This window comes from Pseudoalteromonas sp. MB41, assembly GCF_020966275.1.
Lineage (GTDB): Bacteria > Pseudomonadota > Gammaproteobacteria > Enterobacterales > Alteromonadaceae > Pseudoalteromonas > Pseudoalteromonas lipolytica.
The window spans coordinates 56,639-69,443 of record NZ_JAJJZF010000024.1 but is presented as its reverse complement, the minus strand read 5'-3'; the positions used below and the strand labels follow the sequence as shown (position 1 = coordinate 69,443).

The 12,805-nt window shown below is 40.5% G+C and carries 12 protein-coding genes and 1 pseudogene; 4 read left to right on the top strand and 9 right to left on the bottom strand.

The genetic code is table 11. The features are described 5' to 3' along the window. A pseudogene (locus LPA49_RS18130) lies at window positions 1–290 on the top strand (IS4 family transposase); the annotation flags it as partial. Between the two features lie 35 nt (window positions 291–325). Here the strand turns inward: LPA49_RS18130 and LPA49_RS18125 are convergent. The 4 genes from LPA49_RS18125 to folE2 form a co-directional block, all read right to left on the bottom strand. Continuing rightward, window positions 326–1,279 (bottom strand): regulatory signaling modulator protein AmpE, encoded by a 954-nt coding sequence (locus LPA49_RS18125; RefSeq protein ID WP_075593839.1) that lies wholly within the window; start codon window positions 1,277–1,279, stop codon window positions 326–328. A gap of 1 nt (window position 1,280) precedes the next feature. After that, entirely contained in the window at window positions 1,281–1,988 is a 708-nt protein-coding gene (gene mtnN / locus LPA49_RS18120; RefSeq protein WP_065978410.1) for a 5'-methylthioadenosine/S-adenosylhomocysteine nucleosidase, read from the bottom strand. A 103-nt stretch (window positions 1,989–2,091) separates the two neighbouring features. After that, window positions 2,092–2,691: a DUF2726 domain-containing protein gene (locus LPA49_RS18115; protein ID WP_036970456.1), complete on the bottom strand. Its 600-nt coding sequence runs from the start codon at window positions 2,689–2,691 to the stop codon at window positions 2,092–2,094. An 80-nt stretch (window positions 2,692–2,771) separates the two neighbouring features. Then, window positions 2,772–3,692 carry a GTP cyclohydrolase FolE2 gene (gene folE2, locus LPA49_RS18110; RefSeq protein WP_075593840.1) on the bottom strand — a complete coding sequence of 307 codons (921 nt, stop codon included), beginning with the start codon at window positions 3,690–3,692 and terminating at the stop codon, window positions 2,772–2,774. Window positions 3,693–3,866: 174 nt separating this feature from the next. Here folE2 and arcB point away from each other — a divergent pair, with 174 nt between their 5' ends. Next, a complete protein-coding gene (arcB, locus tag LPA49_RS18105; protein WP_075593841.1) occupies window positions 3,867–6,194 on the top strand; it encodes an aerobic respiration two-component sensor histidine kinase ArcB in 2,328 nt (775 codons plus the stop codon). A 6-nt stretch (window positions 6,195–6,200) separates the two neighbouring features. On the opposite strand, the gene arcA is transcribed toward arcB, so the two are convergent. From arcA to trmB, 5 genes are all read right to left on the bottom strand, one after another. Next, a complete protein-coding gene (gene arcA, locus LPA49_RS18100; protein WP_036970449.1) occupies window positions 6,201–6,917 on the bottom strand; it encodes a two-component system response regulator ArcA in 717 nt (238 codons plus the stop codon). 105 nt (window positions 6,918–7,022) lie between these two features. Continuing rightward, entirely contained in the window at window positions 7,023–7,544 is a 522-nt protein-coding gene (locus tag LPA49_RS18095) for a YfiR family protein (protein WP_036970447.1), read from the bottom strand. After that, on the bottom strand, window positions 7,544–9,166 hold the full coding sequence (locus LPA49_RS18090; RefSeq protein WP_036970444.1) for an ATP-binding protein: 1,623 nt from the start codon (window positions 9,164–9,166) through the stop codon (window positions 7,544–7,546). Before LPA49_RS18090 ends, LPA49_RS18095 begins: the two co-directional genes overlap by 1 nt. Window positions 9,167–9,284: 118 nt before the next feature. Further along, entirely contained in the window at window positions 9,285–10,313 is a 1,029-nt protein-coding gene (locus LPA49_RS18085; RefSeq protein WP_065978407.1) for a methyltransferase, read from the bottom strand. A 17-nt stretch (window positions 10,314–10,330) separates the two neighbouring features. Beyond that, complete coding sequence (gene trmB, locus LPA49_RS18080; RefSeq protein WP_074989461.1) at window positions 10,331–11,056, bottom strand: tRNA (guanosine(46)-N7)-methyltransferase TrmB; 726 nt, start codon at window positions 11,054–11,056, stop codon at window positions 10,331–10,333. Between the two features lie 369 nt (window positions 11,057–11,425). On the opposite strand from trmB, the gene mutY reads away from it, so the two are divergent. Together mutY and LPA49_RS18070 are read left to right on the top strand one after the other, a co-directional pair. Further along, window positions 11,426–12,505: an A/G-specific adenine glycosylase gene (gene mutY / locus LPA49_RS18075; protein ID WP_196857775.1), complete on the top strand. Its 1,080-nt coding sequence runs from the start codon at window positions 11,426–11,428 to the stop codon at window positions 12,503–12,505. A 15-nt stretch (window positions 12,506–12,520) separates the two neighbouring features. Further along, window positions 12,521–12,793 carry an oxidative damage protection protein gene (locus LPA49_RS18070; protein ID WP_036970432.1) on the top strand — a complete coding sequence of 91 codons (273 nt, stop codon included), beginning with the start codon at window positions 12,521–12,523 and terminating at the stop codon, window positions 12,791–12,793. Window positions 12,794–12,805 lie beyond the last annotated feature (12 nt).

The window sequence follows — 12,805 nt, the reverse complement described above, 5'->3', positions numbered from 1 at the left end:
TACTCGCTTACAACTTAATACGCATAATCATGCTTGATGCAACTAAAGAAGAAGATATCTTGCCTACTCAATTAAGCTTTAGCCAATCTATGCGGCAGGTAATCGCTTTCTTCATGTTTACGCCAATACATAGTGCAAGTAAGTTACCTGTTCATTATGATGAGTTACTGACAACACTTAGGTTGTTTATCTTACCCGATAGGCTACCAGACAGGCATTATCCAAGGGTGATAAGAAGGAAACCAAATAAGTATCCTTACAAAAGAAAATGCCAGTCAGCTCTTAACTGACTGGCATTAAGCTTCGGCTGGTTTTTTTGTCGCAATTAGTTAACGAGCAATAGTGTGGCTATTTCGATTGCAACGATTGATAGCAGCCAGAATGCTTTTGCTTGATTTAAACGGTTTATAAGCACAGGAATATCATCGGCAGTGGGTAATCGTTCGGTGCCTACACGCATTTTATTGTAACGTTCGCCTTGATAAAGTGCGGGGCCGCCAAGTTGTACGTGTAAGGCTGCTGAGGTCACACTTAATAACCAGCCTGTATTCGTTTGATAAAAATGTCTACCGTAGTATTTAATATAATGAATACTGTGTTTACTGGCATTGGTTGCCGCAATCGTGATGGCAACTAATCGAGTGGGTAGCCACTCAAGGACAAATAACAGCTTTGCGATAGGTTTTAAAAATGGACTATTTGGCTGTTGCTTTTTACGCCATGATTGGTGAATAAGCGTTAATAAACGATAAACGATTGCGCTAATAGGCCCGCCGATTAAATAAAAGAATATAACGGCAAAATAATGCCTCGCACTTTGCAGCACCAATGACTCCATGGTGGCTTTACAGATACCTGGCGATGAAAGTCGTGACACATCACGTGCAACCAAACTCGATAGTAGCTCTTTTGCGATAGCTTTTTGATTTTGTTTTATGAGTCTAGCAATACGCAGCGACTTCTTTTCTTGTAAGCGGCTACTTAGCAGTAAATATAAGATTAAGCCATTCAGTAACTCGGGGTAGAAAGCAAACTCTAAGAACAATACAACAAGAACGACAATCACTAAAACGGTCAAAGTAAAGGCAAGGGTAGAGGCAAGATATTGATAACTCGTGGGGTTTGAACGGTTATATAAACGCTCTCCCAAGGCTGCGAATATAATGCTTAAAAAAGTGTTGGGGTGATACCAGCTAACTAAGGGGAAAAAGCGCTCAGCAAGGAGCGCTATAAAAAATACAATAATGTCCAAATGGGTTTGAACAAAATGTGTAATCACCTTATAAACTCACCGAGGTCAGTTTTTCTAATAGGGCCACAACCATTTTTGATGAATTAATTGATGCTGTTTCAATGTACTCTTCAAATGACTGCGGTGATTCTTTACCCGCTATATCTGACATAGAACGAATAACCACAAACGGCGTTTCAAGTACGTGGCAAGCTTGAGCAATTGCAGCGCCTTCCATTTCTACGGCAAGCATTGTTGGAAATTCAGCACGTGTTTTTTCTATACGTACCGGGTCACACATAAACGAGTCGCCAGTACAAATTAGGCCAATCATGGTCTTAACATCACTGATTTGGCTAACGCTTTGTTCTGCAGCTTCAATCAGTTTTGGGTGAGCTGCAAAACCAGCAGGCATTTGTGGTACTTGACCGATTTCGTAACCAAACGCAGTAACATCAACATCGTGGTGACGCACTTCAGATGAAATAACCACATCACCCACATTTAATGACGGTTCAAAGCCACCCGCAGAACCGGTGTTGATCACACAATCAGGTGTAAAGTTATCAATGAGTAACGTGGTCGCTACCGCAGACGCCACTTTACCGATACCAGACTGAACAAGTGTTACTTTATTACCTGCTAATTCGCCTGTGTAGAATGTAAACCCTGCTTTTGTCATCGTGCTTGGGTTTGCCATTGCTTCGCGTAAAATTTTTACTTCTGGCTCCATCGCGCCAATAATACCAACGTGCATAATATTTGATTCCTTAGATTGAATAGGATGATTATACCTAAAAATGTATAAAACAAACAAAAAAGCAGACCCGAAAGTCTGCTTTTGCCACTATTATGACAACTTATATTTCAGCAAGTGCGGTAGAGCTCGTATGAGCTTTTGCTTGAGATGGCGACAATACTGCAGGCTTTGTAACACGGTTGCGTGTTGGTCTTATCGGCGCTGCTGCAGGTTTCCCTAGCTTAAACATAATCGCATCACGGACTTCCCTTGGTTGATAACCCGATTTCACCTTCATACGAATATGAGGAATGCCAGCCGCTTCTAATGCGCCACTAACAAACCAATCTCGCTGTGCTTTATGACCGTCTTTGTTGGTATTATTTACTAAATCAACCGCTGCAACGATTGTTAGCTTTTCTTTATCGATAAGCACATAATCTAATTGCTTACCTTTTGCCTTCGTCATGGCTGCTCGCTTTGCTTTAACAGATAAGCCTTGCTTGCAGTCAATTAAATCGATTAGTTTTACGCGGCTTACAATTTTGTATTGATCGCCAACGGCACGTTCAAGAAGGTTTAAAAAAGCACTTTCAACTTGAGTAAAAACACTTTGTTTACGAGTGAAAGGGTACGGGTTTCCGCCATCATCGCTGAACTTTGACGCAACAACAGAAGCCACTACGACTAAAACTAAAATTGATAATAAAGCGAATTCCATAAGGTAACTCCACAACAACAAATTGACACTGAAATATAAAAGCAATATGTGTGCCTAAGTGTCGGGAGTTACCAAATTATTTAAGCAGTATAACCGCCAGCAACTCCTTTTACGGCAATTGCAACAGCATCATGCGCATGAAGTGATTCGTAGTGGTTGATTTGCAACCAGTAATCGGCATACTCTTGCTCTTCTAACAGCCCTTTGATTTTACGAGCGGCGTCTTCACAGAACATCAGGTTTTGGCCATTTAAACGTGCAAATTCTTGCTCGTCTTCACGTTTAACTGCCGCTTGCACAGGGGTTTTTAATTCACCTTCTAATGCATCTATTAAGCCAACCACATCAAAGCTGGTGAGAGCGTTATCAAGCTTCACTTTCACATTTGCAATTGATCGCTGAGAGTGGGGTGTGGCGACAATCCCTTCTGTTGTGCCCAGCCAGTTTAAAACCATTTGTTTATCAATTTGTTGCTCTGCAAATTTTTCATCAAATGCATGTTGAATTAATTGCCTTGCGAGTGCAGCTGAGCATGGGCAAGTCGATGAGTAAGTGACATCAACCATTAGCTCAAAGCTTAATACACCTTGATTAATTTTGGCTATTAGGTGGATTGGGTAGTTTTTCCAACCCACTTTGCCACTCAACAAAGACTCACGACGCAATGGAAGCTCAAACTTAAATTCAATTTGTGCTTGGTCACTTAAATCATCATGGCTACTAATAAAGGTATCAAGTGCCTGAGCAAGTGTTTGTGGGTTCACTTGCTGTTCAGTTGATAAGGTATCGAGTGCTAAAAATAAGCGCGACATGTGAATGCCTTTCGCATCTTCTTTATGTAAATTTACAAATGCGCGTGCTTTAGCAACTACATTTACAGGGGCAATATTGCGAGATTCAAAAATGAAAGGAAGTTCAATTTCGCCCATGCCAACCCAGTCTAATTTTCCTGTTCGTAAGGCGGGAGCCGTATCAGCAATATCTGGCATCGTGGTCTGCATGGTAATACTCATTCTTTGCAATTATTAAAGCGCGGTATTTTACATGAAAAAATATAAAAAACGCGGCGTTGATGAAAAAATTCTGTGTTTATCGCACAATATGAATATTTCATAAGGAATAGTGATAAAATTAGCTATGCTGTTTTTTTTAGATTATGTGCCTAAGCTTTATCTATGATTGATTCTTCTTTGAGTCCGTGGGCTCGCACACTCTCAAGCTTTATATCAAAATACGGTGAATTCAAAACCGCCGCAGCTTGCTATGCCCTGTTATTGGTTATGTCTTTAATATTGTCGTGTATGTTTTACTACGTGGCAGTTGGAACCGTAACCTTAGTTGATGTATTGGCTGTAATGTTTTTTACGGCTGTCGTATCGCCAATTTTAATTTCTGTATTGTTAAATTCTATTCGTCAGTTAGAAGCGTCATACAGTTACTTAGACAGTGCAACCAAACAAGAAAAGCTCTTAAACCAAACGTTAAAAGACAATATTAGTCGCCTTAATGAAGAAATTGACGAACGTAAAATGGCGTTTCATGCCAAGCACCGAGCAATTGAAGAGTTAAGACGAGAAATTGCCGAGCGTAAGAAAACACAACAAGAGTTAGCACAACAGGGCATGTTACTTCGCTCTATTGTCGACTCCTCACCCGATTTATTCTACTACCGTGATAACAATGGTGTGTTCGCTGGGTGTAATAAAATGTTTGAAGAGGTGATTGGTAAAAGTAGCGAAGACCTGATTGGCAAAAGTGTCGAAGAAATTTACCCAAGCGATTATCTACCTGAAGTATTACGCACCGACAAAAAAGTGTCGCAGACTCATCAAGCACTCACTTTAGACGTTGAATACCCTGTAGCAGGGGAGAAACGTTGGTTTGAAATGCGTAAATTGCCGTTTATTAATGAAAAAGGTGAATACATAGGCTTACTTGCGTTCGGTCGTGATATCACCAGCCGTAAAGAAGCTGCTCAAGCGCTAGAGGCAGCCTACAAAGATAAAGGGAAATTCATTGCTACTCTGAGCCATGAATTAAGAACCCCACTTAATGGCATTGTTGGTTTAACCCGCATGCTACTCGATACTGAGCTCGATAAGCAGCAACGAAGCTGGTGTAATACGGTGTTCTCAAGTGCTGAAACGCTGGGTAATATCTTCAATGATATTATAGATTTAGATAAAATTGACCGTGAGCAACTTGATATTGTAGCCGATTCAGTGAATGTTGCAGACTTTATTAATGATGTTGTGAACTTTGCGGGTTTAATTGCTGAACAAAAAGGCCTCGACTTTAATATCAAGCGTAAAGGCACGCTTGATGTGTATGCGTCTTTAGATCCGACCCGCCTTCGCCAAGTTGTTTGGAACCTTATTAATAATGCGGTGAAATTTACCCAGCAAGGTCATGTAGAACTCGAATGCCGCCGTGAAAATCGCCCTGATGGGCCTTGGTTAGTAATGCGAGTGAGTGATACAGGACAAGGGATCCCTCAAGAGCAGCTACACCGTATTTTTGACATGTATTATAAAGCGCCAGATATAAATGGCACCAACGCAATTGGCTCGGGAATTGGTTTAGCCGTAACTAAAGCGTTGGTTAGTGCCATGAAAGGTGAAATACATGTTAGCAGCACAGAGGGCGAGGGCAGTGTATTCGTGGTAGAAATCCCCCTTAAACTTTGTATTGCGCCAACCGAGCAAAGCTATGCAGTTCGCAGCTTAAACATTTTGTTAGTTGAAGATGTGCCATTAAATGCTGAAATAGCAACTAACCTGTTAGAGCAGCGTGGTCACGAAGTTATTTGGGCTGAAACCGGTGAAGATGCGCTGTCGTTTGTTTACACCGAGGATGATTTAGACTTAGTGCTATTAGATATGCAATTACCCGACATTAATGGTGATGAAGTAGCAAGGCAAATTCGTTATGATGAGCATTTTGATAACTTACCGATAGTCGCCCTTACCGCCAACGTAAGAAGCGCCGAAGAGGAGCTCGCAGGTATAAGTATTCAAGGTGCATTAGCAAAACCAATTAACACCACGAAGCTTGATAAAATGCTGGGTGAGCTATTTGATATTAAACAGCAAAAAGTACCTGACTCTGCATCTGTTAAAGCCGCTAAGCCGAAAGATCTTTCCGGTATCAAAGTAGAATTACTCGACATTGAAACCATTGAAGATTTTGTTGGCTCTATGGGGTTAGAGGTGTTTAAACGCAGCGCTGCGTTATTTGCTAAGCTTAACCCGCAGTATCAAACAGAATTAGCCGATGCTCTGGCTATAGACGACAGAGAAGAATATAAATCGGTAGCCCATAAGCTAAAAGGTGCTGCAGGTTCTGTTGGTTTAAACGATGTGCAATTACATGCTAAAAAGATGGAACACGGTGCGCTTGATGAGAGTGCAGAAGAACTGCAAGAGTGGTTAAGTGTTTTAGCAGATAAAATAAATGAAGGGCATGAAGCCCTCCAATTATTTTTACAACAGTTAGAAGATTAGTTCTAATTAGTTGTCAATTTTACCAATGAAGCGGTAGCCTTCACCATGGATGGTGCTGATAAGCTCAGATGTGCTGTTATCGCTTTCAAAGTGTTTTCTAATACGACGAATTGTTACATCAACTGTACGGTCGTTAGCACGTAGCTCGCGGCCAGTCATATGCTTAATAAGTTGCTCACGGCTAAAGATACGGCCAGGAGAATCAAGCATTAAGCGTAACGCACGGTATTCACCTTTAGGCAGACGTTTAGCATCGCCACTTGGTGATGTTAAACAACGGCTGTTTTCATCAAGTTCCCAACCGTTAAATGTAATAACACCATTTGTTTCGATATTAGCTTCTTCGCCACCTAACGCTGTACGAGAGATTAGGTTGCGCGCACGAATCGTTAGTTCGCGAGGGTTGAACGGCTTAGTGATGTAATCATCTGCACCAATTTCAAGACCTAGAATACGGTCAACGTCGTTGTCACGACCTGTTAAGAAAATCAGGCCAACATTGCGTTTTTGACGTAATTCACGAGCTAAGATTAACCCGTTTTTACCTGGTAGGTTGATGTCCATAACTACAAGGTTCACATCATCATTATTTGTAAGCTTGTCATGCATATCATCGCCATCAATGGCTTCAATAACTTTGTAACCTTCAGCTTCAAATAAACTAACGAGGTTTAGTCGAGTTACGTCTTCATCCTCTACGATCAGAATGACTGGCGTTTGCATTGTATATTAACCTTTTCGGAAATTTTATTTACAAAAATTCGGTATTATCAAGCAAAACCGAATACTAGAGATTATAGGAGTAGATCCAATTGTTAACAAGTAAAATCAATTTGGATAAAACTTAGCCATAGCTAACAATCGAGATTGCACTTTAAAGTTCTGCTGCAATACGTGCTGCTTATTGATATACAGTCGGATTTTATTCCCTTCTTGAACCAGAGAGGCTATGCCGCCGTTTTCTAAAAAACTGATACTTTCACCTATTGTTAAAGTATCCAATGAAATTGTATCGGTCCAAAGTGGAAGTATATCATTTTCTAATGTTTCATCAATGTATGTGATATCACAAAGTTGAGAAAGTTCAGAAATTTGCTGAGTTTTTTTAACTAATATCACATTAATTGGTTTGTTGTTAATTTGCAGTTCATCTCGGTCCTTCATAAATGCACCAGGACCACTATTTAAACTGTAAAAACAAAATGACACAGGGCGTGCAGTGTCATCATGTGTGAACTCAACAAACTTCGCAATTTGAAATAAAAATGCCGATTTTACTTGGTCAGGTGACTTAGCCTGCGCGGGGTATGTTATAAGCACTAATACAAATAGATAAAAGAGCGCTCTCATTAAACTGCACCTTCGTTCAATGGCAGAGTAATAATAAAGTGAGCGCCTTCATTACTTAGCTCATCGTAAATAATGCTGCCCCCTAATGCTTGGGTAACTAAATTATAAACGAGGTGCATGCCTAGACCACTTCCACCTTCGCCACGTTTGGTGGTAACAAAGGGGTCAAAAATTCGTTTTTTAATCGATTTGTCTACCCCAACGCCATTGTCGAAATAATGAATGACTAAGCTGCTCTCATTACGCTCAACGTCAAAGGTTATTTCGTTATTTTGATTGTCAGTAAAAGCGTGTATCACGGAGTTACTTAACAGTTGTTGTAAGATCTGTTGCAGCGGCCCTGACTTTGTTTCGATGCTAATGTCGTGACTGCAATTAATGTTTACTTTAGGGCTGCGGTATTCAATTTCTGAACGCATTGAGAGCACAACATCACTTAATAGGTTATGTAAGTTAACCAGAGAAGTCATTTCGCCATCTTGGTTTACAGCCACCTTTTTGAAGCTCGACACCAGTTCGGCAGCGCGGTTGAGGTTACGATAAATTAAGTCGAGGTTTTCAATGCCATCATCTATAAAGCGTTTTAAATGTGCCGATGTTAAGGTTTTTTGTTCAAACAGCGTATTGATTTCAGCCAGCTTGTCACGCAACAGCGTCGACCCGGTGATCCCCAGACCAATTGGGGTGTTAACTTCGTGTGCGACCCCTGCAACCATTTGGCCCAACGAAGCCATTTTTTCGTTTTCAACGATTTGGTTTTGATATTGATGCATTCGCTCAAGGGTGTTGAGTAGCTCTTGGTTTGCTTCACGAAGGGCAATGGTTCGCTGATTTACTTTTTCTTCAAGGCTTTGGTTGAGTTGTTTTATCTCTTGTTTGTCTTTTTCATGGCGCTCAATTTGTTTTTGAGTGCGCGCAAGCATGATGTTTAAGCTGCCCGCGAGTTGATTTATTTCATCAATATTGGTTTTTTGCGCGCGCGTTTCATAATTATGATTTTTAGAAACGTCTTGCAGTAACACACTCAGCTCATCAATGGGGTTTGCAATACGCTTTTGAATACTTCGCGCAACAAAAAACACTAATACCAGTACGAACAGCGTCAGTAGGATATCAATCATAATTTTATGATTAATGTATTCATTTAATCGGTCTAGACCACCGCGAATATACACATAGCCAATGGTGTTCCCCTCGTAAACGATAGGGGTAACAAGCTCAATAACCTTATCTTTAACATTAGGTACTAATAAGTCATTAATACTACCTACTTTAATTGGAACGGGCGGTGTTTTGCTGGCGTTAAAGCTACTGAAAAAAACCGGTTCATTAGAAAGCTCGTCAATAGAGTAAATATGAATGTTTTTTATTAAAGGCACTGACTCAAATGATTTTAAGCGCTCAGTTTCTGTTTCGTTATCGTCGAATAGCACGGTAACTTGTGCGTTGTATGCGACAATTTTAGATAAAATAGTAATCTTATCGATGATGAGTGATTTTTGCTCTTTTACATCAAGGTAGGTCGAAATAGAAATAGATAGCGACAAACAGAGTGCGGTAACTAACATTACTGCGTTAGTTAAAGCTTTGCGAATACTTGTTTGTGCAGAGAATATTGACATGCGCTGTCTAAAGCCAATCTTTTTAGTATTATTAGTAACTTCTTAGTCTAGCAAAGACAACAAAAAGTAACTAAATAATAAGAAAAATATTTCAACAACCAATATTAATTAACGAAAACTAAGCCGCTGAGTAAACTGAAAACTTAGTATTTTTGAAGTCAGTTGTGTATTGACCAAATTGTGCTTCAAGAATAGGAGGGTATTTCAAAAAGCTGTTCGCGACGATTGTAAGCTTACCCTGTTTAGTAAGGTGTTGTTTTGCATTAGCTAAAAACGCTTCAGCAATTGTGTAGTCGGTCGCAATGCCGGTATGAAAAGGTGGATTACTGATTATTAAATCAAATTTACCATCAATACTTTCAAGACCATCACTTAATATTGCGTCACCTTGTAAATTGTTTAACGCAAGAGTCTGTGTGGTTGCATAGGTTGCAAGTGCGCTGACATCACTGCAAGTAAACACAAGGTCAGGGTGTTTAATACCTAAATAGGCGGCAATTACACCGGCCCCACAGGCAAAATCGAGTACTTTACCTTTACTGATATTAGGGGCGTTATTTAATAACACAGCGGTCCCTACATCGAGTGCGCCATGGTTAAATACCCCCGGTACACTGATAGCGGTAAATTCAAGATCGCCCGCTTTAACTTGAAATGGCTTGTGGTAACGGCTGATATCAAAACTATCGTTTAATGTCAGCTCAGAAAAAAGGTATAGAATACAGTGTTTGGCGCTATCGATTTTGTTACTAAAACCACATAAATCCTTAAGCTGTTTTTCTGCTGACTTAACGCCACCTTTGTTTTCACCAACAATAAGAAGCTGTGCATCTTCTTTACAAATAGCGCGAATATTATCAAGACACATTAAAGCTTCAGGCTTCGCTTTAGGGTAGTAATAGATAACTAAGTCGTAATTCCCTTCAGGAATAGTGTGATCAACCACCGCGCGTATGCCATTAATTTTACTGGCATACTGTGCATTTGCGTGGTTATAGCTAAATGCAGTTATGGCCGCATTTGGGTTTAATGCTTTTAGCTCTCGTAAAAAGCCATCTTGTTCAAAGTTAACCACTAAAATGGATTGCCCAACTAACTCTTCGTCGTTGCGAAGTAATAATAAACTGGGGTTGGTTAACTTACTCATTCTGGCTTTACCTTATGTTACTTCGTACGTTCAAACATTAAATCCCATACACCGTGACCTAAACGGTGACCGCGTTGCTCAAATTTAGTCAACGGGCGAGAATCAGGGCGAGGAACATAATCGTTTGTTTCAGATTGGTTTTTGTAACCTTCTGCAACTTGCATAACTTCTAGCATGTGTTCTGCGTAATTTTCCCAGTCTGTTGCCATATGGAAAACCCCACCTATTTTTAACTTGCTACGTAGTTTTTGTGCAAATTCAGGTTGCACGATACGACGCTTGTGGTGACGCTTTTTATGCCATGGATCAGGGAAAAACAGTTGCAGCTTAGATAAGCTTTCATCGGCAATACAGTCAGCCAACACTTCAATAGCATCGTGCTCAAATACACGTAGATTGGTAATACCCGCTTCATCGGCATCCATTAAACATGCACCCACACCTGGGCGATGTACTTCGATACCAATAAAGTTTAACTCAGGGGCATTTTTAGCCATTTCAACAAGTGATTTACCCATACCAAAGCCGATTTCTAATACGATATCGTTATCGTTACCAAAGACGTCTTTCAGGTCGAGCATGCCGTTTTTATGCTCAAGGCCCATTGTTGGCCAACACTTTTCGATGGCGGCTGCTTGGCCTTTAGTTAGGCGACCTTCGCGCTTAACGAAACTACGAATAGTGCGGATATATTTACCCTCTTGCTTTGCTTGCTCGAGGTTAGGGTTACTTGAGTCATTCATATAATTTGGCCTGATAAAAACACGGACTATAGAAAAAGGGTGCGTATTATCCCTGACCAGCGCCTTGAGTACAATAGTTAGGACCTGTTTATCTTTCGAGATTAATTTTGCTGTAGTGAATTTGATATTGAGGCATGGCGGAGTTTATGACGTGGAGAGGGGGCATAATTGGCAAAAGCGCTGTGTCGCTGTTAATTACGCGAATAAATATGCGAAGCGCTTTTGCTCTATTTAAGGACGGATTAACACTTATATTAACTCTTATTTAATCCTGTAAGGGTAACACGCCTCGATGCTGGGTTTTCACTTGCTTGGCCTAACTAACTGCAATAGACTGAGCCGCAATGAGCTTCAGCAAGTAAAGATGTTATTTTGAATTTAAGCAATAAGGAGTCAACTTGGTTTGCTAACCAAGTGGTTGACTGGTATCACCTTCATGGTCGTAAGACACTGCCATGGCAGTTAAATAAAACCCCTTACAAAGTATGGATCTCCGAAGTGATGTTGCAACAGACGCAAGTGATCACTGTTATCCCATACTTTGAGAAGTTTATGCAAAGCTTCCCTGATATTATCGCGCTCGCTAATGCTGATGAAGATCAGGTATTACATCACTGGACTGGGCTTGGTTATTACGCCCGTGCCCGTAATTTACATAAAACAGCAAAAATAGTCCGTGATAAATACCAAGGCAAGTTTCCTACAACCCTCGAAGAAGTCATGGATTTACCTGGCATTGGCCGCTCGACTGCAGGCGCTATTTTATCGTTATCGCTGGGTCAACATCACCCTATTTTAGATGGTAATGTTAAGCGAGTTCTTGCGCGGTTCTTTATGGTTGAGGGCTGGTACGGGGTTAAAAAAGTTGAAAACCAGCTTTGGTCGTTATCGTCTCAGTTAACCCCCAAAGAGTCGGTTACTGAATTTAACCAAGCCATGATGGACTTAGGAGCAAGTCTTTGCTCTCGCAGTAAGTTTGATTGTCAGCCATGCCCGTTAAAGAGTAAATGTCAGGCATTTAATCAAGGTAAAGTGAAAGAGTTTCCACACTCAAAACCTAAAAAAGCGGTGCCTAAAAAAGCGTGTCATCAACTTATTTTAGCCTGTGACAATAAAGTATTAATGGAAAAGCGGCCAAGTAGCGGTATTTGGGGAGGTTTATTTGGCTTTTTTGAATTTACCGAGTACAGCGAGTTAGAACACTTTTTAGCACAACATGGTTTAACTGATAACACGCAAGCACTTGAGGCATTTACCCATGTATTCTCGCATTTTGAATTAACCATTAACCCACATGTGCTAACCTTACCGGCAATTCCTGATTTTATTAACGAGCGCCAACTTGTTTGGTATCCGCTTGACGAATCGGTTGAAGTTGGGTTGGCTGCACCCACTAAAAAGCTGGTTAAACAATTAAGCACAATAGATTACAATAGCATCACGCAATAAGAGTAGAGAGCAATTATGGCACGTACAGTATTTTGTCAAAAGTTACAAAAAGAAGCTGAAGGCTTAGGCTTCCAACTATACCCAGGTGAGCTTGGTGAAAAGATTTTCAACAACATCAGCAAAGAAGCGTGGGGCCAATGGCAGCATAAGCAAACAATGCTGATCAATGAAAAACATTTAAATATGATGGACCCAGAGCACCGTGCTTTTTTAGAAGAGCAAATGGTAGGGTTTTTATTTGAAGGTAAAGACGTAGAAATTGAAGGCTACCGTCCACCTGAAAAATAATAGAAAAGGGCC

What these genes read in the sequence shown, in the direction of transcription:
- LPA49_RS18115 (WP_036970456.1), bottom strand. Translation starts at nt 2,691, where the DNA reads ATGGAATTCGCTTTATTATCAATTTTAGTTTTAGTCGTAGTGGCTTCT.
- arcA (WP_036970449.1), bottom strand. Translation starts at nt 6,917, where the DNA reads ATGCAAACGCCAGTCATTCTGATCGTAGAGGATGAAGACGTAACTCGA.
- mtnN (WP_065978410.1), bottom strand. Translation starts at nt 1,988, where the DNA reads ATGCACGTTGGTATTATTGGCGCGATGGAGCCAGAAGTAAAAATTTTA.
- LPA49_RS18090 (WP_036970444.1), bottom strand. Translation starts at nt 9,166, where the DNA reads ATGTCAATATTCTCTGCACAAACAAGTATTCGCAAAGCTTTAACTAAC.
- folE2 (WP_075593840.1), bottom strand. Translation starts at nt 3,692, where the DNA reads ATGCAGACCACGATGCCAGATATTGCTGATACGGCTCCCGCCTTACGA.
- trmB (WP_074989461.1), bottom strand. Translation starts at nt 11,056, where the DNA reads ATGAATGACTCAAGTAACCCTAACCTCGAGCAAGCAAAGCAAGAGGGT.
- LPA49_RS18085 (WP_065978407.1), bottom strand. Translation starts at nt 10,313, where the DNA reads ATGAGTAAGTTAACCAACCCCAGTTTATTATTACTTCGCAACGACGAA.
- LPA49_RS18070 (WP_036970432.1), top strand. Translation starts at nt 12,521, where the DNA reads ATGGCACGTACAGTATTTTGTCAAAAGTTACAAAAAGAAGCTGAAGGC.
- arcB (WP_075593841.1), top strand. Translation starts at nt 3,867, where the DNA reads ATGATTGATTCTTCTTTGAGTCCGTGGGCTCGCACACTCTCAAGCTTT.
- LPA49_RS18095 (WP_036970447.1), bottom strand. Translation starts at nt 7,544, where the DNA reads ATGAGAGCGCTCTTTTATCTATTTGTATTAGTGCTTATAACATACCCC.